The organism is Halorubrum sp. GN11_10-6_MGM, from assembly GCF_005435165.1.
Taxonomy (GTDB): Archaea; Halobacteriota; Halobacteria; order Halobacteriales; family Haloferacaceae; genus Halorubrum.
This window is the reverse complement of sequence record NZ_SGUC01000007.1, coordinates 96,232-116,084: the sequence shown is the minus strand read 5'-3', so window position 1 is coordinate 116,084 and position 19,853 is coordinate 96,232. Positions and strand designations below refer to the sequence as shown.

The 19,853-nt window shown below is 68.4% G+C and carries 19 protein-coding genes and 2 tRNA genes; 6 read left to right on the top strand and 15 right to left on the bottom strand.

Features of this window, described 5'->3' with window-relative positions; genetic code table 11:
• Positions 1-603 precede the first annotated feature (603 nt).
• Positions 604-1,164: a TATA-box-binding protein gene (locus EXE46_RS05870; protein WP_049932645.1), complete on the top strand. Its 561-nt coding sequence runs from the start codon at positions 604-606 to the stop codon at positions 1,162-1,164.
• A gap of 123 nt (positions 1,165-1,287) precedes the next feature.
• On the opposite strand, the gene EXE46_RS05865 is transcribed toward EXE46_RS05870, so the two are convergent.
• From EXE46_RS05865 to EXE46_RS05855, 3 genes are all read right to left on the bottom strand, one after another.
• Positions 1,288-2,493, bottom strand: coding sequence for a Cdc6/Cdc18 family protein (locus EXE46_RS05865; protein WP_004598511.1), 1,206 nt, complete (start codon positions 2,491-2,493; stop codon positions 1,288-1,290).
• Between the two features lie 613 nt (positions 2,494-3,106).
• Positions 3,107-3,919: a MarR family transcriptional regulator gene (locus EXE46_RS05860; RefSeq protein WP_137687548.1), complete on the bottom strand. Its 813-nt coding sequence runs from the start codon at positions 3,917-3,919 to the stop codon at positions 3,107-3,109.
• Positions 3,920-4,016: 97 nt separating this feature from the next.
• Entirely contained in the window at positions 4,017-6,269 is a 2,253-nt protein-coding gene (locus EXE46_RS05855) for an NADP-dependent malic enzyme (protein ID WP_137687547.1), read from the bottom strand.
• Between the two features lie 223 nt (positions 6,270-6,492).
• On the opposite strand from EXE46_RS05855, the gene EXE46_RS05850 reads away from it, so the two are divergent.
• Positions 6,493-7,485 carry a hypothetical protein gene (locus tag EXE46_RS05850; protein ID WP_137687546.1) on the top strand — a complete coding sequence of 331 codons (993 nt, stop codon included), beginning with the start codon at positions 6,493-6,495 and terminating at the stop codon, positions 7,483-7,485.
• Between the two features lie 36 nt (positions 7,486-7,521).
• Here the strand turns inward: EXE46_RS05850 and EXE46_RS05845 are convergent, their stop codons facing one another.
• The 10 genes from EXE46_RS05845 to EXE46_RS05800 form a co-directional block, all read right to left on the bottom strand.
• Positions 7,522-8,247, bottom strand: coding sequence for a fumarylacetoacetate hydrolase family protein (locus tag EXE46_RS05845; protein WP_137687545.1), 726 nt, complete (start codon positions 8,245-8,247; stop codon positions 7,522-7,524).
• Between the two features lie 54 nt (positions 8,248-8,301).
• Positions 8,302-8,808, bottom strand: coding sequence for a hypothetical protein (locus EXE46_RS05840; RefSeq protein ID WP_137687544.1), 507 nt, complete (start codon positions 8,806-8,808; stop codon positions 8,302-8,304).
• Positions 8,808-9,194 carry a hypothetical protein gene (locus EXE46_RS05835; RefSeq protein WP_137687543.1) on the bottom strand — a complete coding sequence of 129 codons (387 nt, stop codon included), beginning with the start codon at positions 9,192-9,194 and terminating at the stop codon, positions 8,808-8,810. Before EXE46_RS05835 ends, EXE46_RS05840 begins: the two co-directional genes overlap by 1 nt.
• Positions 9,191-9,472, bottom strand: coding sequence for a ubiquitin-like small modifier protein 1 (locus EXE46_RS05830; protein ID WP_137687542.1), 282 nt, complete (start codon positions 9,470-9,472; stop codon positions 9,191-9,193). Before EXE46_RS05830 ends, EXE46_RS05835 begins: the two co-directional genes overlap by 4 nt.
• 89 nt (positions 9,473-9,561) lie before the next feature.
• On the bottom strand, positions 9,562-9,945 hold the full coding sequence (locus tag EXE46_RS05825; protein WP_137687541.1) for a hypothetical protein: 384 nt from the start codon (positions 9,943-9,945) through the stop codon (positions 9,562-9,564).
• Positions 9,946-10,046: 101 nt separating this feature from the next.
• On the bottom strand, positions 10,047-11,045 hold the full coding sequence (locus tag EXE46_RS05820; protein ID WP_137687540.1) for a phosphate uptake regulator PhoU: 999 nt from the start codon (positions 11,043-11,045) through the stop codon (positions 10,047-10,049).
• 183 nt (positions 11,046-11,228) lie between these two features.
• Complete coding sequence (locus tag EXE46_RS05815; protein WP_137687539.1) at positions 11,229-12,176, bottom strand: D-2-hydroxyacid dehydrogenase; 948 nt, start codon at positions 12,174-12,176, stop codon at positions 11,229-11,231.
• Between the two features lie 94 nt (positions 12,177-12,270).
• Positions 12,271-13,488, bottom strand: coding sequence for a cystathionine gamma-synthase (locus EXE46_RS05810; protein WP_137687538.1), 1,218 nt, complete (start codon positions 13,486-13,488; stop codon positions 12,271-12,273).
• Positions 13,489-13,592: 104 nt separating this feature from the next.
• A tRNA-Glu gene (locus EXE46_RS05805) sits at positions 13,593-13,701 on the bottom strand.
• A 104-nt stretch (positions 13,702-13,805) separates the two neighbouring features.
• Positions 13,806-14,372, bottom strand: a complete 567-nt coding sequence (locus tag EXE46_RS05800) for a peptidylprolyl isomerase (protein WP_137687537.1) — start codon at positions 14,370-14,372, stop codon at positions 13,806-13,808.
• Between the two features lie 110 nt (positions 14,373-14,482).
• On the opposite strand from EXE46_RS05800, the gene EXE46_RS05795 reads away from it, so the two are divergent.
• Both EXE46_RS05795 and truA read left to right on the top strand, forming a co-directional pair.
• Entirely contained in the window at positions 14,483-14,977 is a 495-nt protein-coding gene (locus EXE46_RS05795; RefSeq protein WP_137687536.1) for a universal stress protein, read from the top strand.
• Positions 14,974-15,930: a tRNA pseudouridine(38-40) synthase TruA gene (gene truA, locus EXE46_RS05790; protein WP_137687535.1), complete on the top strand. Its 957-nt coding sequence runs from the start codon at positions 14,974-14,976 to the stop codon at positions 15,928-15,930. Before EXE46_RS05795 ends, truA begins: the two co-directional genes overlap by 4 nt.
• 54 nt (positions 15,931-15,984) lie before the next feature.
• Here the strand turns inward: truA and EXE46_RS05785 are convergent, their stop codons facing one another.
• Complete coding sequence (locus tag EXE46_RS05785; RefSeq protein WP_137687534.1) at positions 15,985-16,518, bottom strand: Rrf2 family transcriptional regulator; 534 nt, start codon at positions 16,516-16,518, stop codon at positions 15,985-15,987.
• A 456-nt stretch (positions 16,519-16,974) separates the two neighbouring features.
• On the opposite strand from EXE46_RS05785, the gene nadE reads away from it, so the two are divergent.
• Positions 16,975-17,958: an NAD(+) synthase gene (gene nadE, locus EXE46_RS05780; protein ID WP_137687533.1), complete on the top strand. Its 984-nt coding sequence runs from the start codon at positions 16,975-16,977 to the stop codon at positions 17,956-17,958.
• 33 nt (positions 17,959-17,991) lie between these two features.
• On the opposite strand, the gene EXE46_RS05775 is transcribed toward nadE, so the two are convergent.
• Positions 17,992-19,461, bottom strand: a complete 1,470-nt coding sequence (locus tag EXE46_RS05775) for a M28 family metallopeptidase (protein ID WP_137687532.1) — start codon at positions 19,459-19,461, stop codon at positions 17,992-17,994.
• Between the two features lie 119 nt (positions 19,462-19,580).
• On the opposite strand from EXE46_RS05775, the gene EXE46_RS05770 reads away from it, so the two are divergent.
• Positions 19,581-19,651: transfer RNA gene (locus EXE46_RS05770), tRNA-Gly, on the top strand.
• Positions 19,652-19,853 lie beyond the last annotated feature (202 nt).

Below are 19,853 nucleotides of genomic sequence, written 5' to 3'. Positions count from 1 at the left end.
AGATTGACACACCATTGCATTGGTCTGTGTGGTGTCCGGTCCATCCAACGGCTTGGATGACACCGAACGACCACGGCTCACATCAGATCGCCGCTTACGCCGGAGCGCAGGGGGCGCGATCCTCATCAGGTGAGTCGGACAAGCCGACTCTGCGAAACCGGGCCGAGTTGAACGGCCCGAGTCCGCGGTGCGTTCTTCGCGTATCAACCGAACGGGCTTGTACACTTAAGCACGTCGGAACGCTTCGACCGGCCGCGTCGACGGCCGGTCGGTGCCCCCTCGTCGGGGGCGCCTCGCATTTCTTCGAATGCCCGGGTTGTACTTAACCCCGTCGAACCAACTCCGCCACGTCATGCGGTTTCATGGAGCAGTTTACAACGATCTGATCCATCAGCGGAGGGTAGCGTCGCGAAAGCGTCGTCGGTATCGAACGACCTGAAAAGAACTTGTGATCGGCCGACATGTAAGAATTAGATCATCGACTCCCGAGGTTCGTAAGCGACCTCACGCGTACGCGAGATGTAACCGAGTGCGGCTCGTGGCAAACTTGTCGTTTATACCACGGGCGTTTATAAGGGAGGGGGACACATATAAAAGCGAACGATGACGAACCCTGCAGACTCGATCGAGATTCAGAACGTTGTTGCATCGACGGGTATCGGTCAGGAGCTCGACTTGGAGGCGCTCGCGGAGGACCTCCCGGGTGCGGATTTCAACCCGGACAACTTCCCCGGCCTCGTGTACCGGACCCAGGAGCCGAAGGCGGCCGCGCTCATCTTCCGCTCGGGGAAGATCGTCTGTACGGGCGCGAAGAGCATCGACGACGTACACGATGCGCTCGGGATCATCTTCGAGAAGCTTCGCGGGCTTCAGATCCCGGTCGAAGACGACCCAGAGATCACCGTTCAGAACATCGTGTCGAGCGCGGACCTCGGCCACAACCTCAACCTTAACGCTCTCGCGATCGGCCTCGGCCTCGAAGACGTGGAGTACGAGCCGGAGCAGTTCCCCGGGCTCGTCTACCGCATGGACGAACCCGAGGTCGTCATCCTCCTCTTCGGGAGCGGAAAGATCGTTATCACCGGCGGCAAGCGGACCGACGACGCCGAGGAAGCCGTCGAAGAGATCGTCGAGCGCATCGAGGGGCTCGGCCTGCTCGGCTGAGGCGGCGAATCGATCGGTCTGTTCGGAGGCGTCGTCTCGGTGCGGGAGCGAGAGTCGGAACGAAGGCTGGCAGTTCGCGTCCAGCGGGTGGCGGTCGCCGTCGGGCGACGGTACGCGGTTCGGTTACGCTTCGGCGTCGTCCTCGGTGAGGACTTCTTTGACGACGCTCGGATCCTCGAGGAGTTGGTGTTTCGTGTAGCTCCCCTCAGCGCTCCCGCCGCTGTGTTTCGACTGTTCAATAATGTCGAGGAAGGCGTGTTCTTTCAGGAGGTCACGGACGCGTCGCAAAGAGAGGCTGTCGGAGCCTTCCTGTCGACAGATGTTCTCGTAGATCTCGTACACGCGACTCGTTCGGAACCCGTCCTGTCGCCCGTTCGAGAGCGAGAGCAGCGCGAGCGCCTGAAGCACGTACCGCGAGTGCGGCGTGGACCCCCGGATGAGTTCTCGGAAGCGGTCGGTCTCGGCCCGCTCGCGCGCCTGCGTGACGAACTCCTCGCGGACCGTGGGTTCGCCGTTCGCCTGTGCGATCTCTCCCGCGTACCGGAGGATGTCGATAGCCTTCCGCGCGTCGCCGTGTTCGCGTGCCGCGAGTGCGGCGGCGCGGGGAATCGTCGAGGGTTCGAGAACGTCGTCGTGGAACGCGTCCGCGCGCGCCTGCATGATCTCTCGGAGCTGGTTCGCGTCGTACGGCGGGAAGACGAACTCACGTTCACAGAGGCTGGATTTGACGCGCTCGTCCATGCGGTCTTTGTACTGGATCTTGTTGCTGATTCCGACGACACCGAGCTTACAGTCGGTGATCTTTCCGGCCTCTCCCGCGCGCGACAGCTGCATCAGGATGGCGTCGTCGTCGAGTTTGTCGATCTCGTCGAGAAGGATTAAGACGACGTCGTACCGCTGGTCGAGGATCCGCCAGAGACGCTTGTAGTACGTGGAAGTCGAGAGTCCCTTGTCCGGGACGTTGATCCCGGTCTCTTCGGGGTCGTTGACGCCCTCGGCGATCGTCTGAACCGCCTGCGTTTCCGTGGTGTCCTGTGCGCAGTCGACGTAGGCGAACGTCGCAGTAACGCCCTCCTCGCTCGCCGTCGAAACGAGTCGCTTCGAGACGTACTTCGCGCACAGCGACTTCCCTGTGCCCGTCTTCCCGTAGATGAGGACGTTGCTCGGACTCTGTCCGAAGATGGCCGGATTGACCGCCGTCGCCAGATCGGCGATTTCGTCGTCTCGGCCGACGATGCGTCCCTCGCCCGGCAGGTGACTGATCTCGAGGAGCTCCTTGTTCGCGAAGATGGGGTCCTCCCTCGTGAAGAGGTCGTCCGCTGCGTCCATGAGGGAGACACCGGGTTTCCGGTGAAATGCGTTCTGTTTCGCGACCGTCTGCGGCGGCGGTTGTGAGGCGGGTCGATTGGTTGAGACACACACCGCGTTTCCGGTGAAACGGGGTGAAGTGGGGTGGGATAGAGTAGGGTCGGCTAGCGGGTGAGACCAACGAGAGCTGAGTGGACGAGGAACCGCCGTCCGAGACAGACCGGAGGAGACCTTCTCTGCGGCGGTGACGAATGACGGAGAGAGGACTAGAGGTGGCTTCAGAGCGGTGTGTTCCCGCCTATTTCACCGGAAACACGGTGTTCGAGAAGATATCGGGCAGACCCGCCGCAGGACAGACCACGTTTCCGGTGAAACGCCCAATATCGCTCGGCTACTACTCGTTCATTTGGCTTGGCGAACTTTACTCTGGATTAGATAATAAAACCTGTTGTTTAGCGATGGTCAGAAACGTACGATGACCTGCCGTGATGACCCGACCGCTCCCCGACCACACCCGCCTCAACCCGATTTCACCGGAAACTCGGTGTCTCTCTCCATCGACAACACCAATCACTCACAACATCAACTATTCACCACACCAACCGTTCGCAATCCTCACCGCTCGCCGGACGACTCACCGATCGAGGGAGTCCCGGACCTCGTACCGTACGCCGTCTTCGCGGAGCCGTGTCGTGTGTCGGGAAAGTTCGTCAGTCGACACGAGCAACAACACGTCCAACCCTCGGAGGGCAGCCTGTGAGACTCCCGTCGCTGACCCGAACCGCACGTCCGGCTGGAGTCCGGCACGGGTCGCGAGCGCATAGGCCTCGGTTCCACCGACCGCGACGAGGTCCGCCCCCGCGGCGCGATCTCTGATGATATCGAGGGACGGCGGATCGCCTTCGGTCACGGCCGGGACGGGGACGACGGTCACCACGCCCGGGTCGTACTCGACGACGCCCTCGAAGTCAGTGACGCCGACAGCTTCGCCCGCCGAACCGCCCGTGACGACCACGGCGGTCGCCGAACCCCCCTCGGAAACGGCGTGTAACGCGCCGTCGCGCATCTCCAGACCCACTTGGTCTCCCTCTTCGAGCGCGTCGGTCGCCACCGCGGCGTCAACGTCGACGCTCCCAAGAACGTCGTCGGACACGCGAGAGACGAACTCCGAGAGAGCGTCCGTTCTCGTGATGATCCAGTCGACGCCCTCTTTCGTCACCTCGTACCGACCGCGACCTCGCTTCTCAACGAACCCGCCGTCCACCAGGTCTCGGACGTAGTCGCTCACCGCCTGTGACGTCACTCCGATGACCTCGGCGATCTCCTCTTGACTCACCGCCGGCTGTCGCGCGGCGATCTCGACGAGGACCCGGTAACGAGTCGCGTCGCGCCTGTTATCGAGCACTCGCGGCCCGGTCGCTTCGTCCGGATCCTCGCTGGGCACCATACCAATGCTGTCGTAGTTGGAAACAAGTAAAATTGGTGTGCCGCCCCGCTCCCGGGGAGCGCCCGGCGACTACTCCTGTGCGTCCACTCCTGCGCGTCTACTTCTGCGCGTCCACGACGGCGACGCTGGCGAGGTTGACGATGTCTTTCACCTCGTCGCCGCGCTGGAGCACGTGGACCGGCTCGTCCATACCGACGAGCATCGGGCCGATGGCCTCGGCGCCGCCGAGGCGCTGGAGCAGCTTGTACCCGATGTTCCCGGCTTCGAGGTTCGGGAACACGAGGACGTTAGCGGCCTCGTCGAGCTCGGAGAACTCGTACGTCCCGTTGAGGATGTCGTCGACGACCGCGGTGTCGGCCTGCATCTCCCCGTCGACCGGGAAGTCGACCGCGTCGTCGGACTGAAGGATATCGACCGCGTCGCGCGGCTTCCGCGTCCCCTCGTTGTCGACGCTGCCGAAGTTGGAGTACGACAGCATCGCCGCGCGCGGCTCGACGTTGAACCGCCGTGCGAGGTCTGCGGTATGCCTCGTGACTTCCGCGAGCGTCTCGGCGTCCGGGTCCTGATTGACGGTCGTGTCCGCACAGAAAATGACCCGATTCTTGAACGTGAGCATGTACACGCCGGCGACGGTGTCCGTGTCGGCCGCGGACCCGACGATCTGGAGGGGCGGCCGGAGCGCGGACGGGTAGTGGTGCGTGAGCCCGGTGAGCATCGCGTCGACGTCGCCGGTCTCCACCATCACGCTCGCGAGGTAGTTCGTGTCGCGCTTGACGAGGTCCCCCGCCTCGCGTTTCGTGATCCCCTTGCGCTTGCGGAGCTCGTACAGCCGGTCACCGTACGCGGAGACGTCGCGGTCGTCGGGGTCGACGACGTCGGGGCGGAACGAGAGCCCGAGATCGGCCGCGGTCTGTGAGATGGTGTCGGCGTCGCCGAGCAACACCGGCTCGGCGATCCCCTGCTCGGAGAGCTGGTAGGCCGCGCGGATCATCTTCTCGTCGGTCCCCTCCGCGAGCGCGATCCGCTTCGGGTCGCTCTTGGCCTTGTTCAGCACGACGCGCATCATCTCGCGGGATTTCCCGAGCCGCGCCTCCAGTCGCTCCCGGTACTTCTCCAAGTCGATCTCGGTCCGTGCCGATCCGGACTCCATCGCCGCCTCGGCGACGCGCGGCGCCACCTCGAACAGCACCCGGGGGTCGAGCGGCTTCGGGATGACGTAGTCGGGCCCGAACTGGAGCGGGTCGTCGCCGTACGCCTTCACGACCGCGTCCGGGACGTCCTTGCGGGCGAGGTCGGCGAGCGCCTCCGCGGCCGCCGCCTTCATCTCCTCGTTGATCTCGGTCGCGCGCACGTCGAGCGCCCCGCGGAACAGAAACGGGAACCCGAGGACGTTGTTCACCATGTTCGGGTAGTCGGACCGCCCCGTCGCCATGATCACCGTGTCGTCGCGCGCGTCCTTCGCGTCCTCGTAGGTTATCTCCGGGTCGGGATTCGCCATCGCGAAGATGATCGGGTCGGCGGCCATCGACCGGACCATCTCCTGCGAGACGATCCCGCCGACGGAGAGCCCGACGAACACGTCTGCCCCCTCCATGGCGTCCGCGAGGTCGCCGCCCTCGACGGGCGTGGCGAACTGGCTCTTGTACTCGTTGACCTCGCCGGCCTCGACGCGCTCCTCCGTGATGATTCCGGAGGAGTCGCACATCGTGATGTTCTCTTTGCGCGCGCCGAGCGACACGTAGAATCGGGCCGTCGCGATGGCGGACGCGCCGGCGCCGGAGAAGACGATTTCGAGCTCCGAGAGGTCCTTATCGGAGATGTCGACCGCGTTCATCAGCGCCGCGCCGGAGATGATCGCGGTGCCGTGCTGGTCGTCGTGGAACACCGGGACGTCCATCTCCTCGCGGAGCCGCTCTTCAATCTTGAAGCACTCGGGCGCCTTGATGTCCTCGAGATTGATCCCGCCGAACGTCGGCTCCATCGCCTTCACGGCCTCGCAGAACGGGTCGACGGTGTCGATGTCGAGCTCGATGTCGAACACGTCGATGTCGGCGAACCGCTTGAACAGCACTCCCTTCCCCTCCATGACGGGCTTCGAGGCGGCCGCGCCGATGTCGCCGAGACCGAGGACGGCCGAGCCGTTCGAGACGACGGCGACGAGGTTCCCCTTCGCCGTGTACTCGAAGACGGACTCGGGGTCGGCCGCGATGTCGCGGCACGGCGCCGCGACGCCCGGCGAGTACGCCAGCGAGAGGTCTCGCTGCGTGTTCGTCGGCTTCGTCGTCTCGATCGCTATCTTTCCGGGGGGTTCCTGCCGGTGGTACTCCCGCGCGTCGTCGTCTAGTCCCATGTCTCTCTCCATTCGTGAACGGAGTAAAAAGCTATCCGATGGTGTCGAATATACGATTCGACGTTCGACGATCCCGCTTCGAGCGTGAGGGACCTCGCAGCTCGCGCCGACCGCCGACGAACCGGTCGGCTGCCTCGCGACCGCTCCAGTAACGAACGGCCGTCTTCCGAGCCCGCGCTGCCGACCCGCAGTCGTTTAGGGCGGACGCGACGAAACCGAACGCATGAAGGTTCGCGGCGAACGCGAGTGCCAGTCCTGCGGCGCGCGGTGGTCGTACTACGAGACGGGCTCGGTCGCGTGTCCGAGCTGCGGCGACCTGCGGAGCGTCGGCGTCGACGCTCGCACCGCACACACCGACGCGCCCGTCTCGCTCGATCTCGCCGCTCACCGCGAGCGGTTCGGCGACGCGCCCGGGACCCTCCCTCGGTCGGGAGCCGACGAGCTCAAGTCCGACCTCCGGGAGTACTGCCGGAAGCGCGGGTTCATCCGCGGTGGACGCCTCGCGCCGCTCGACGGGACATACCTCGCGGCCCGCGAACTGCTGGAGGCGGTCGACTGCTTCGAGCGACTGCGCGACCCCACCGACGCCGACCGCGAGTACCTCCTCGCGCTGCTCGCCGGCGCCGCCGACGGCGAACGTCCGCCGACGGACGAGGTCCCGACCGCGCTCCGCGAGGCACGGGGGATGGCGGCCGTGCGCGCGGTCGAGGCGTACCGCAGCGACGCGCTCGACTTCCTCGACGAACTCGAGTCCCAGGCTGAAACCGAAGCCGACGACGAACGGGGCGTGAGGGACACCGCCGAGGCCGACGGGAGCGACGACTCTTCGCCGGTCACCGTCGACGGGAGCGACGACTCTTCGCCGGTCACCGTCGACGGGAGCGACGACTCTTCGCCGGTCACCGTCGACGAGAGCGACGACTCTTCGCCGGTCACGGCCGACGAGGGCGATGACTCACCGTCGGTCACCGTCGACGGAGCCGACCCCGTCTCCAGAGTCGCCCCCGCCCGCGCCGCGTTCGAGCGCCTGCGCGACCGAGTCGCGCGCGCCGACGCGCTCGGGGGCGACCTGCCCCCGGCGGCCGCGGACGCCCTCGTCGAGGCCGCGGAAGCGATCGGCGAGTACGTCCGGAACGGCGACGAGACGGCGCTGGCGACCGTCGACGACCTGATCGACGACGCGAGCGTCGACGACCTTGATCCCACCGAACGCTGAGACCAGTCAACGGTCACTCGGCCGAACCGAGCGGGATCACCCCGAATCCGGAGCAACCACCCGGTTCGAGAGCGTTCCGACCCCCTCGTAGGTGATCTCGACGCGCTCGCCGGGTTCGACGAGGCCGGGGTTCGCCGGGCTGCCGAACGCGATACAGTCGCCGGGTTCGAAGGTGAACCGCTTCGAGAGGTACGAGACGATTTCGCGAGGCCCGAACAGCATCAGCTCGGTGTTGGCGTCCTGTCGCAGCTCGCCGCCGACGGTCGTCTCGACGTCGAGGCTCGTCGGGTCCACGTCGGTCTCGATCCACGGCCCCAGCGGCGCCGACCCGTCGAACGCCTTGCGCGCGGTCCGCCCCTGCTGGTCGAGCGCGTCGACGTCGTTCATTACCGTGTAGCCGCGCACGACGTCCGGCACGTCCTCGGGGGCGAGGTCGCGGCACCGCTCGTCGATCACGGCGACCAGTTCGCCGGCGTACGTCAGTTCGTCGGTCCACGCTGGATACCGTATCTCCTCGCCGTGCGCGAGCAGACTCGCGGGAGGCTTGATGAAGAAATCGGGCTCTTCGGGCCGTTCGTACTCCATCTGGTCGAGCGTCTCGGCGTAGTTCCGGCCGACGCAGTACAGCGCGCTGGGCTCACACGGCGGGAGCAGTCGCCCATCGCGACCGACCTCGTACCGACCGTCGTCGGAGACGACCGCGCCGTCGACGTAGCGTCCAGCGACGGGGCCGTCCGGCGTGAGCAGTCGAGCGAGTCGCATGCCGGAGTGTCTGCGTTGCGGTCCGAAAAGGCGTCGGTGACGGCAGGGTTCGGGTCAGCCGTCGGTGTCCCCCTCGCCACCGCCCGCAGCTTCGGTATCGCGGGCGTCACCCTCCGTACCGTCGCGGGCGCCTCCCTCCGCGTCGACGCCGATCACGACGCCCGACCGGATCTCCAGGGCGGTGTCGAACTCCTCGCGCCGACCGCTCCCTGAGCCGATCCGCTCGACGGCCGCTTCGTGGGCGCGGACCACGGCGTCGCGCTCGCGCTCGGAGAGCCCGACGCGGTCGGCCACCGCGTCCCAGTGGTCGGGTTCGACGAGGAACGTCTCGCGGTCCGGCTCGACCGCGATCCGCTCGTATCTCCGGCGGTACGCGTCGATTCTCGGGCCGAGGTCGGCCTGAACGCGCGCGAGCAGTGCCGGCACGCGCGCGGCGGGGACGCTCGCGAGCGCGGCCGTCTTCACCAAGGCGGTCCCCTCGATCGGATACGGACCGCGGGCGCGATCCGCGTCGTCTGGGTCCTCGCGATCGGACCCCCCGTTTGCGTCGTCGTCGGACATCACCCGCCGGCGCGCATGGCCTTCTGCCGGTACTTCGGGAGGAGGTCGGCGAGCACGTCGGGGTCGCCGGCGAACTCGGCCGTCACCTCCGTGAGTTCGATGGCGGCCGCGGCGGTCACCGTCTCGGCGCTGAGGGTCACCCGCCAGCCGTCGCCGTCCACGCGCGTCGCCTCCGCCGGGTCGTCGGTCCCGACGAGTTCGCCGCCGAGGTTCCGGAGGTAGTGGGCGGCGAGTCTACGGGAGATCCCGCGGTACGCGACCGTCTCGCGTTCCCGGCCCTCCTCGGCCGGCGGGAGGCCCGGCGTGTCAGCCGCCGCGGCGCCCTCGTCCGCCCCGCTCTTCTCCTCCACGGCGTCCGCGTCCGCCGCCGCCCCGTCGTCGCTCATGCTCCCCCGGCGACCGGCGGGAACACCGAGAGCCGGTCGCCGTCCGCCATCGGCGTGTCGAGGCCGTCGAGGTGGAGCACCTCGCGCCCGTTCTTCAGGACGTTGATCTGGGGCGCGAGCCCGCCGTCGACGATCAGCCGCCCCGACATCCCCTCGTACTCCGACTCCAGTTCGCGCAACACGTCGCCGACAGTGGAGCCGTCGGCGAACTCCGCGTTTACCGTCTTCCCGCCGGCAGCCTCGCGAAACGTCGCGAAGAACCGCAGTTCCAGTTCCATATCCGTACGTCGTGTCGCGGCGGCTTAAAAGCGGCCGGCCGCGGAAGGCGCTCCGACAGCGACCCGCAACCAGCGCGAGTCCGTACCGGTTACAGGTCCGACAGCCGGATTCCGTCCTCAACCAGCCGGAAGTTCCGTTCACGGTCGAGGTCGTCGGCGAGCCACTCGTGGTCGTACAGCTGCCCGATGAGTTCGAGGTAGAGGTTCCGCCACGCGATCGCGTATATCGGCGACTGCCCCCACGCGCGCAGTTCCGGGACGAACTCGTGGTACGTGCTCGCCTGCGTCTCCATGCGCTCGACCGCGTCGGCGACGACCTCGGCCGCCTCGTCGGGCTCGGCCTCGTCGAGCGCGTCGTTCAGCCGCGACTGGATCCCCGCGATAGCGCGTCGCATGTCGCGTTCGGCGGTCCCCTCCTCCTCCGGAAGCGACTCCACGACGCCCCTCGGTACGCCGAGTTCGATCTCTGGCATGCGATCACCTCGGGAGAGCGCGCTGAAAAAACCCGTTCACCCGGCAACGACGAGCGCGACGCCCAGCTTCTCGGCGGCGGGAGGCCTCGGCGGAACGTTGCTCACGGCGTCGGCGCGGCCTTCTGGAGGGCCGTTTCCGCGATGTTCCCACCGTAGTCGGCCGATCGGAGGACGGAGTCGACGACGAGCCCGAGCAGCTGCGCGCGCGTCGGGTCGAGTTCGCGAAGCAGTTCGTCGATGGCGCGGACTCGCTCGTCGATCGCTCTGACGCCGGTCCGCGCGTCGTTCGCCCGACGCGTCGCCGCCTCGGTGTCGTCCTCGAACAGCGCTTCCATCGCCGTGTCGATCACGTCGACGGCGTCGCCGTGGAGGTCGCTCACCGCCTCGACGACCGCCTCGGGCAGGGGCTCGTCGATGTTCAGCGTCAGGTGGGCGATCTTCGTCGCGTGGTCGCCGATCCGCTCCAGCTGGCGGGCGCTGGAGTGGTAGTCGAAACACTCCTCGCGCGGGAGGCCGAGCTCCTCGGCGGCCTTCGGCGTCCGCAGCGTGGCGCGAAAGATGCGCGAAACGACGAGCCACAGCCGATCGAGGTCGTCGTCGCGGCCGATCACGTCGCGCGCGAGGTCGTGGTCGTGCTCCGCGAGCGCGGTGATCGCGTCTTCGAGCATCGACAGCGATATCAGCCGCATTCGCGTGACCGCGGTGTGGATCGACAGCTCCGAGGAGTCGAGTAAGTCCTGAACGACGACGCGGTCGCGCGTCTCCTCTAACACCTCCAACCCGACGAGGCTCTGGACCGCGTCGCGGATCGACGAGCGCTGCTCGGTGGTGATCTCCCCGGCCTCCAGCTCGATGACGTCGAAACCGCTGACGTACATCGTCGTCACCGCGCGCCGGAGCGCCTGCCCGGACAGGTCGGTGATGTCCAGCGTCCCCCGCGTCCGCTCCGACTCGGACAGGGGCGTGAGAAACAGCGAGTCGCCGTCCGGGTGGAACTCGATCTCCGTCCCGGCCTCGACGTCGTTGTCGGTCGCCCACGTCTTCGGGATCGAAACGGTGTACGTCGAGCCGCCGGTGACCTGGACCTTCCGCGTTTCCATACCTCGCCCTCCGGAGCGGAACACCTTAATTTTGATCAAAATATATACCCCGATTCAAAAACGGAGGGCGATTCGACCGAATACGCCTTTCCAGCCGTTCAGGTAGGCATACGAATTGATATTACCAAACAAATAGAACTATATAGATGTATGTACTTCGGGCGTTCTGGCCCTCAGTAGCGTTCAGACCACGCGGTTCCGCAGCTCGTCGCCGGCCTCCAGCCGCGCGACGTTGTCGGCGAGGATCTCCGCGACGCGCTCGTAGTACTCGGGCGTGTGACCGGCGTTGTGCGGCGTGATCGTCGCGTTCGACAGCCCCCACAGTGGGTGGTCTTCCGGCAGCGGTTCCGGGTCGGTGACGTCGAGCGCCGCGCCGCGGATGCGGTTGTTCCGAAGCTCCGTCACCAAGGCGTCGGTGTCGACCACCGGACCGCGAGCGATGTTGACGAGGATCGCGTCGGGGCGCATCGTCCGCAGCGCGTCGGCGTCGACCAGCCCCCGCGTCGCCTCCGTGAGCGGACACGCTAACACGACGTACTCCGCGTCGGTGACCGCCTCGTGGAACTCGTCGAACCCGTACACCTCGTCGGTCGGGCCGCCCTTCTCGGGGGAGTAGCGCACGCCGACCGTGTCGGCGTCGAACGACTCCAGCCGGTCGACGACCGCCTGCCCGATGGCGCCGAGCCCGACCACGGCGACCGTCGACCCGTACACCTCGGTCGTCTCGTAGGTGCGCCACTCGCGGCGGGTCTGCTGGCGGTACGCTCGGTGGAACTGTCGCGCGTGCGCGATCATCGATCCGATCACGTGTTCGGCGATGTTCGGTCCGTGAACTCCCGACGCGTTCGTCACGGCGACTCCGTGGTCGGCGAGCAGGTCGCGCGGCAGGTGACCCGTCCCCGCGAACACGCAGGCGAACAGCTCCAACTCCTCCGCCGCGGCCAGCAGCTCCTCGTCGATGTTGAGCCCGACGGCCACCCGCGCCGTCCGGATCAACTCGCGCTCCTCGGCGGGAGTCCGGGCCCGCGCAACCTCTGCGTCCGGGAGTCGCTCGCGGATCGCCGCCGCCAGTTCGTCGGGGCCCAGCCCGTGGATCGTCTGTCGAAGCACCAAGACGTCTGGATCGCTCATGGGGAGGAGACTCGACGCGGTCGGTATAAATGGTGGTCGTCCGGCAAACGCCGCTGTCGCCCCCGCGGCGCGAGACGGTGGCAGGCTGAGACGCCTACGACAGCGCGGCGTCGAACGCCGCCCGGAGGTCGGCTTTCATGTCGTCGACGTGTTCGATCCCCACCGAGACCCGGATGAGTCCGTCGGTGAGTCCGGCCGCGAGACGCTCCTCGCGCGGGATGGCGGCGTGGGTCATGGCGGCGGGCTGCTCGATCAGGCTCTCGACGCCGCCGAGCGACTCCGCGAGCGTGAACACCTCCGTCTCGCTCACGACGGTCGAGGCCTCGTCGAGGGTGCCGTCGAGTTCGAACGAGAGCATGCCGCCGAAGTCGTCCATCTGCTCGGCCGCCAGCTCGTGGTCCGGGTGCGACTCCAACCCGGGGTAGTAGACGCGCTCGACCGCGTCGTGGTCGTCCAGCCACTCGGCGAGCGCCATCGCGTTCTCGCAGTGGCGGTCCATCCGGACGGGGAGCGTCTTCGTGCCGCGGAGGACGAGGAACGCGTCGAACGGGCCGGGCGTCGCGCCCACGGAGTTCTGGTAGAAGCCGAGCCGCTCGTCTAACTCCTCGTCGTCGACGATCAGCGCGCCGCCGATGGTGTCGGAGTGCCCACCGAGGTACTTCGTCAGCGACTGGGAGACGACGTCCGCGCCGTGTTCGAGCGGTCGCTGGAGGTACGGCGTCGCGAACGTGTTGTCGACCGCACAGAGCGCACCGTTCTCGTGGGCGATGTCGGCGAGCGCGCCGATGTCGTTGACGTTCATCAGCGGGTTCGTCGGCGTCTCGACCCACACCAGCTCCGTCTCCTCGCGCATCGCGTCGCGGACCGCGTCGTGGTCGGTCGTGTCGACGAACGTCGTGTCGACGTCGTACTCGTCGTACACCTGCGTCAGGATGCGGTGGGTGCCGCCGTACACGTCATCGCCGGCGACGACGTGGTCGCCCGCGGACAGGAGGTTGAGGACGGTGTTGATCGCGCCCATACCCGAGGAGAAACAGCGCGCGTGGCTGCCGGACTCCAGCGAGGCGAGGTTGGCTTCCAGATCGCTTCGCGTCGGATTGCCCGTCCGGCTGTACTCGTAGCCGCGGTGGTCGCCGGGCGCGTCCTGCTCGTAGGTCGAGTTCGCGTGGATCGGCGTCATCAGCGCCCCCGTCTCCGGGTCCGGCTCCTGCCCGGCGTGGATCGCGCGGGTCTCGAACCGGCGGTCGTCTGGCCGGTCGCCGTCACTCCCTTCGGATCGGTCGCCGTCACGCTCGTCGGATGGGTCGCTCATACGCGGACTCCGTCGTCGAGGGAGGTGATTCTTCCCCTTCGGATCGACGCGACGCGAGGCCGACCGCCCGGAAAACGAGACGCGTCGCTCGCGGAAGTAATGGATGCTCGGTCAGGGATTTGAACCCTGGTCGTCGGCTGACTTCCGAACCGGCGCCGAAGCGCCGCGTCCGCCGAAAGGCCAACATGATTGGCCGGACTACACCAACCGAGCGCGAACGGTGCTTACGGTGGGGACAATTTAACTCTTCTCAACTCCCCCCGGCGTGGGAGGGGAGCGCACGCGGGCGGGGCCGCGGTGGACCGCGGAGTCCGGAGCTACTCGTCGATGTCGACGTGCTCGATCTCGACGGCCTCGCGGGGGTCGTCGTTGCGCCCGGTCGGCACCGAACCGATCTCCTCGACGACGTCCATCCCGTCGATCACCTGCCCGAAGACGGCGTGTTTGCCGTCGAGGTGCGGCGTCGCGTCCAGCGTGATGAAGAACTGGGAGCCGTTCGTGTTCGGACCGGAGTTCGCCATCGAGAGAATTCCGGGGCTGTCGTGGGTGAGCTCGTCGTGGAACTCGTCGTCGAACTGGTAGCCGGGGCCGCCGCGGCCGTTCTCCATCGGGTCGCCGCCCTGGATCATGAAGTCGTCGATGACGCGGTGGAAGACGTTGCCCTCGTACAGCGAGTCGCCGCGCACCTCGCCGCTTTTGGGGTCCTCCCACGTGTTCGTCTCCGGCGCGGGCTCCGCGTCGGCGGCGGGGTCGTGGCGGGCCAGCCCGAGGAAGTTCTCGACCGTCCGCGGCGCGCGGTCGGCGAACAGCTCGACGACGACGTCGCCGTGGTTGGTCTGGAGCGTCACCTGCGGGTTGTCGGGGTTGGAAACCTCTCGTGCCATGTACTCCGGGACGGGCGCCGGTCGGAAAACCTTGCCCATCCGGTGCTCCGCGGCCGCGAACAGGGGCTCGCGCCGACAGGACTTTGCGGGTGGACGTTCCCTCACCACGCATGTACGACGACATCCTCCTGCCCGTCGCGCCCGGCGGCGAGGCGGACGACGCGATCCCGCACGCGGCCAGCCTCGCCGAGCGATACGGCGCGACGGTCCACGTCGTCTCGGCCGTCGACACGGCGGTCGACACGCTCGTCGGCCCCCGGTCCGGGGCGTTCTCCGAGCGCGTGGAGGCGGCGGCCGAGGCGCGCGTCGAGGCGGTGACGGCCGAGCTGGAGGCCGCCGGCGTCGAGACGGTCGGGAGCGTCGTCCGCGGCGAGCCGCTGGACGTCATCGAGAACGCGATCGACGACGGCGCCGACATCGTCGTCATGCCGAGCCACACGCGACGGGGGATCCGCCGGCTCCTCCTCGGCAGCGTCACCGAGAAGGTCGTCCGCGTCGCGTCGGTGCCGGTGGTGACCGTGCCGATGGACGACGACGAAGCGGAGGACCGAGGAGACGAATCGGGGACTTCGAACGCGGACGACGACGGCGAAGCCCCCCGGTGACGGACGCGTCGAGCGGGCACGAGACGGTCACGCGCGCCTTCCGCGTCGCCTACGACGGCCGGGAGTACGCCGGGTTCCAGCGCCAGCCGCACGCGCGGACGGTCGCCGACGTCCTCCTCGGAGCGCTCGCGGAACACGGCGTCGTCGATCGGGGCGACGGACCGACCCACGCCACGCCGCCCGGCTACGCGGCGGCCGGCCGGACCGACGCCGGCGTCTCGGCGGTGGCCCAGACGGTCGCGTTCGAGGCGCCGACGTGGCTCACGCCGCGCGCGTTCAACGGTCACCTGCCCGGGTCGGTCCGCGTGTGGGCCGCCGCCGACGTCGGGGAGGGGTTTCACGCGACCCACGACGCGCTCCGGCGGACGTACCGGTACCACCTCCACGCGCCCGTCGCCGGCGGGGACTCCGCGGGCGGTACGGCCGACACCGCCGAGAGCGCCCGGCGTGATCCGGAACACGCGGTCGACGACGGCCGTCTCCGGGCGGCGCTCGCGCGGTTCGGGGGCGAACACGACTTCCACAACCTGACGATCGACGAGACGGGAACGGTCCGCGATCTGGACGTGCGGGCGACCCGCGAGGGCGACACGCTCGTCGTCGAGCTCTCGGCGGACGGGTTTCCGCGCGCGCTCGTGCGGCGGATCGTCGCCGCGGTCCGGGCGGTCGGTCGCGGCACGGCCGAACTCGCGTGGATCGACCGGCTCCTCGCCGCCGAACCCGTTCCCGGCGAACATGGGGTCGGGCCCGCGCCCCCGGAGCCGCTCGTGTTGTGGGACGTGACCTATCCCGACGCCGCGTTCGTCGATTCCGACGGGGCGTTCGAGGTCGACCGCGAGGCCGCGGAGAGCGCGCGCGTCGCCTTCGGCGAGCGCCACCGCGACGCGCGCCACGCCGCGGCCGCGACCGGCGCGGTCCGAGACAGGCTCTTTTCGGCCGTCACAGAGGAGTGACTCGCCTCGGCGAACGGGCGCCGCTCGGGCCCCCGATCCACCGGTAAGCGCCGCCTAGGCCGCCGATCCGCTCGTCGGCGTCTCCATGCCGTCGACGCGGACCAGCAGGGTGTTCCCGCTCACGTTGGTCGCGTCGACGGTGCCCGAGAGGCGCAGACCGGTCGCGGGCGTCGGGCCGACGGTCACATGATCGCCCGCGTCGAAGGGACCGACCGGACCGCGGATCACGAGTTCGGCGCGACACAGCTCCGGGTTCGCGACGCTCGATAGGTCGATCTCCGCGACGGTGACGTCCTCGACCGGGTCGCCCTCGCGCTCGACCGGCGTCGTCGCGGCGTCCTCCAGTCGCTCGATGCCGAGCGTGTCGTACGCCGCGTCGGTCGGGACGTACCCGCCGTCCGGCCCGGCGACGCCCTCGACGAGGCCGAGGGTGCTGAGGGTCCCCATCCGGTTCCGGACCGTTCCCGGGTTGCGATCGATGGCGTCCGCGATCTCGCTCCCCTGTACCGGCGCCTCCCGACCCTCGGAGAGGTTCACGAGCGCCGTGAGCACCCGGTCCTGACTCGAACTCAACTGAATATCTGACATGGACGGAAAGAAACCCGAACTTTAGATAAATGTTTGGTTATAAAGACATTATATGCTTAGAGCTGTTCTTGTATCCCAGATTATCGGATCTTGATCATAAATTGTAGCCGCTTCTTTCGAGACGCGAACTGGACGACTATCCGAGGCAGCGTAAACGATATACACAGATTTTCTCCAATATAATATTACATTTGTTGCTGCTTTCTGCTTTTACATTTCTTAGTTAGCGCTAACTGTATCAATTCCTTATACGATCTACACCGCAAGTATTTACCACCGCGACCGGAAGCGGCGGGCGACAGATGACGATCCAACGTGACGCTCGCGATCACCCGCAGAGACGCGCCCGCGCTCGGCGACGGTTCGCCGACGGGTCGCCTCTCGGCGGCGAGTTGCCTCTCGCCGGCGGAACGCCCCGACGGCGGGTGCGGCCGACCGGTCGGGCAGGAGGGGTAGATGGCTGACCGCGAGTCGACGTTCGGCTCCGAGGAAGTCCCTGTCCCCGGGCGTTCGGCGACCGGGTCCGCGTCGGAAGGCGAGCGGGACGCCGGTCGCCCCGGACCCGGACCCCGCTCGCTGCTTCCGGACCGAGATCCCGTCACGGAGCGCGACCGAGTCAGCTCGTTCCTCGCCGACCGGGTCGACGCCGCGGGCGCAGACGGCGTGGTGGTGAACATGAGCGGCGGGCTCGACTCGACGGTGACGGCCGCGCTCGCGGTCGAGGCGCTGGGCGCCGACCGCGTGTACGGGCTGATCCTCCCGTGTAACAAGATCGGTGCGCCGCACGCCCGCGACGCCGAGGCGCTCGCCGAGGCGCTGGGCATCGACCACGACACGGTCCACCTCCAGCCGCTGTTCGCGCAGTTCGGCGCGGTCGCCCCCGACCGGTTCGACCTCCACGACGAACCGGTCCGGTCGGGGAACGCGGTCGCCCGGCTCCGGATGGCCGTCGCGTACCTCGCCGCCAACGCGACCGGCCGCCTCGTCTGTGGCACCGCGAACCGGAGCGAACTCCTCTTGGGCTACCTCACGAAACACGGCGACGGCGCGGCCGACCTCTTCCCGCTCGGACACCTCTACAAGACCGACGTCCGGGCGCTCGCGGCCGAACTCGACGTGCCGGAGTTCGTCGTCGAGAAGGCGCCGACGGCCGGATTTCTTCCGGGACAGCGCGACGAGGACGACCTAGGTGCCCCCTACGAGGTCGTCGACACGGTCCTCCACCTCGGCGTCGACCGCGGGCTGGACCCGGAGTCCGTCGTCGAACGAATCCGCGCCGAGATCGACGCAGATGCTCCCGACGCCGATATCGACGCGGATGCCCCGGACGCCGAGCTCGCTGCCGTCGACCGCGAGCTCGTCGCCGACCTGCTCGGCCGTCACCGCGCCACCGCGCACAAGCGTCTCCCGCCGCCGACGCCGGACGCCGACATCGAGTGACCGTCTCGTCGCGGCCGGGGCGCTCCCTGCGGCTCAGTCCCAGCCCGCCGGCCAGAGGTCGGCGGCGCGCATCCCCGTCTCGAAGTCGGCCTCGCGGAACGCGGCCGCGAGCTCGTCGCGGTCGAGCCGGGGGAGGTCGCGCTCGGGCGCCGCGAACTCGGCGACGAGCAGCGCGACCAGCATCGCGTGTTCGCGGACGTTCCGGTCGTCGACCTTGTCGCGCGTGTCGGCGTGGGTGTGCCCCCACCCCCGCCCGCGGTCGCCCGAGTCGCTGTGGAGCTGGAGCGCCGGCACGCCCCGGCGCACGAACGGCCACTGGTCGGAGAACGGGTGCGGCTGCGCGTCCACCGCGATCGGTTGGCGCGTCGCGGTCGACACCGCCTCAGCGACCGACGCGGCCGCGGTGGAGGCGTGCGCGAGCGCGACGAGGTCGCGGAATCGCCCCGCCCCGTCGACGTTGACGACGCCCGCCACTCGGTCGAGGTCCAACCGGTCCGCGAGGTGTTCCGCGCCGAGCAGCCCCACTTCCTCCGCGCCGACCGCGACGACGTCGACGCCGATCGGGAGGTCCGCGTCGGAGAGGATCCCGGCCGCGGTCGCGACCGTCGCGATCCCGCAGCCGTTGTCGAGCGCGCCCTCCGCGATGTCGTGGGCGTCGTAGTGGGCGAGCAGGAGCACCCGGTCGTCGGTGTCCGGCCCGGCCCGGCCGACCACGTTGCGGCTCTCGCCCGGCGTCGTCGACGCCTCGACCGACAGTTCGACCTGCGCGACGTCGTCCGCGGCGATGCCGTCCGCGGCGCCGCCGACGCCGCCGCTCGCGCCGCCGGTCGCCCCGGAACCGCCTCCGACGGCGTACTCGCGGAGCCACGCGCCGGTCTCCTTCGAGACGCCGACTGCGACCGCCTCGGCCTCCTCGCCGAACGTGAGCGATCCGGTTGGCGGGAGCTGGCCGTCGAGGTGGTTGACGAACACGAAGCCGACCGCGCCGGCGTCGATCGCGTAGCCGAACTTCTCCATGCGGTGGACGAAGCGTCCGCCCTCCGGGGTCGTCGTCGAGGCGACCGCGATCCGCCCCTCGACGTCGCGCTCGTCGATCTCCGCCGGGGTGCCGTACCCCACGTCGACGAGCTCCCCGGCGACGCTCCCCCCGGGCGAGTACGGGAGCGCCAGGGCCTCGAAGGAGCGCGTCGCGGGTTCGCCCTCCCGTCCCGAGACGGTCACGTCGAGCGACGCCGACCCGCGCTCCCACGCGGGCAGCTCGAACGGCTCGGTGCGCACGTCCGCGAGCCCCGCGCGCTCGAAGGCGTCGGCGACGAGCCCGGCGGCCCGGCGCTCGCCCTCGCTGCCGGCCATTCGGCTTCCGATCGCCGTGAGGTCGGTGAGGAAGCGCCACGGTTCGTCGTCGGTCCACGTCGCGCCGAGCGCCGGCGCGAGGTCGTCGGCGCGGTCGCGCACGCGGTCGACCGCGTCGGAGCGCGTCGCGTCAGCTGCGTCGTCGGTCATGGGCGTGCCTCCGTCGGTGACGGCTTAAGCGTGTGGCTCGCGGCACTCGGGTCGGGGGCGGGCGGTCGCGCCCGTCGAAACGCTACGTTCAAGTGGGACGGTCGGATACCTCGATCCGAGCACCGTTGGTCCAGTGGTAGGACATTAGCTTCCCAAGCTAATAGCCCGGGTTCAATTCCCGGACGGTGCACTTCCGACTGACTTCGTCAGTCGACGTTTGCCTCGCTTCGCTCGGCAAACTCCCGTCCGTCGTGCCCCGTCCGTTGTCCCGTTCGCTCCGCTCACGGGACTCCCGGACGGTGCATACCTGCGGCGAACAACTCGTGAGCCGCAGGTATACCGATGGAATTGAACGGGTCCGGTGGGAGGTTCCGAAGCCCCGGTCGGTTCCG

What these genes read in the sequence shown, in the direction of transcription:
- EXE46_RS05810 (WP_137687538.1), bottom strand. Translation starts at nt 13,488, where the DNA reads ATGAGCGACCCATCCGACGAGCGTGACGGCGACCGATCCGAAGGGAGT.
- EXE46_RS05820 (WP_137687540.1), bottom strand. Translation starts at nt 11,045, where the DNA reads ATGGAAACGCGGAAGGTCCAGGTCACCGGCGGCTCGACGTACACCGTT.
- EXE46_RS05845 (WP_137687545.1), bottom strand. Translation starts at nt 8,247, where the DNA reads ATGCGACTCGCTCGACTGCTCACGCCGGACGGCCCCGTCGCTGGACGC.
- nadE (WP_137687533.1), top strand. Translation starts at nt 16,975, where the DNA reads ATGGCTGACCGCGAGTCGACGTTCGGCTCCGAGGAAGTCCCTGTCCCC.
- EXE46_RS05850 (WP_137687546.1), top strand. Translation starts at nt 6,493, where the DNA reads ATGAAGGTTCGCGGCGAACGCGAGTGCCAGTCCTGCGGCGCGCGGTGG.
- EXE46_RS05840 (WP_137687544.1), bottom strand. Translation starts at nt 8,808, where the DNA reads ATGTCCGACGACGACGCAAACGGGGGGTCCGATCGCGAGGACCCAGAC.
- EXE46_RS05830 (WP_137687542.1), bottom strand. Translation starts at nt 9,472, where the DNA reads ATGGAACTGGAACTGCGGTTCTTCGCGACGTTTCGCGAGGCTGCCGGC.
- EXE46_RS05815 (WP_137687539.1), bottom strand. Translation starts at nt 12,176, where the DNA reads ATGAGCGATCCAGACGTCTTGGTGCTTCGACAGACGATCCACGGGCTG.
- EXE46_RS05795 (WP_137687536.1), top strand. Translation starts at nt 14,483, where the DNA reads ATGTACGACGACATCCTCCTGCCCGTCGCGCCCGGCGGCGAGGCGGAC.
- EXE46_RS05835 (WP_137687543.1), bottom strand. Translation starts at nt 9,194, where the DNA reads ATGAGCGACGACGGGGCGGCGGCGGACGCGGACGCCGTGGAGGAGAAG.
- EXE46_RS05855 (WP_137687547.1), bottom strand. Translation starts at nt 6,269, where the DNA reads ATGGGACTAGACGACGACGCGCGGGAGTACCACCGGCAGGAACCCCCC.
- EXE46_RS05825 (WP_137687541.1), bottom strand. Translation starts at nt 9,945, where the DNA reads ATGCCAGAGATCGAACTCGGCGTACCGAGGGGCGTCGTGGAGTCGCTT.
- EXE46_RS05860 (WP_137687548.1), bottom strand. Translation starts at nt 3,919, where the DNA reads ATGGTGCCCAGCGAGGATCCGGACGAAGCGACCGGGCCGCGAGTGCTC.
- EXE46_RS05775 (WP_137687532.1), bottom strand. Translation starts at nt 19,461, where the DNA reads ATGACCGACGACGCAGCTGACGCGACGCGCTCCGACGCGGTCGACCGC.
- EXE46_RS05800 (WP_137687537.1), bottom strand. Translation starts at nt 14,372, where the DNA reads ATGGCACGAGAGGTTTCCAACCCCGACAACCCGCAGGTGACGCTCCAG.
- EXE46_RS05865 (WP_004598511.1), bottom strand. Translation starts at nt 2,493, where the DNA reads ATGGACGCAGCGGACGACCTCTTCACGAGGGAGGACCCCATCTTCGCG.
- EXE46_RS05785 (WP_137687534.1), bottom strand. Translation starts at nt 16,518, where the DNA reads ATGTCAGATATTCAGTTGAGTTCGAGTCAGGACCGGGTGCTCACGGCG.
- EXE46_RS05870 (WP_049932645.1), top strand. Translation starts at nt 604, where the DNA reads ATGACGAACCCTGCAGACTCGATCGAGATTCAGAACGTTGTTGCATCG.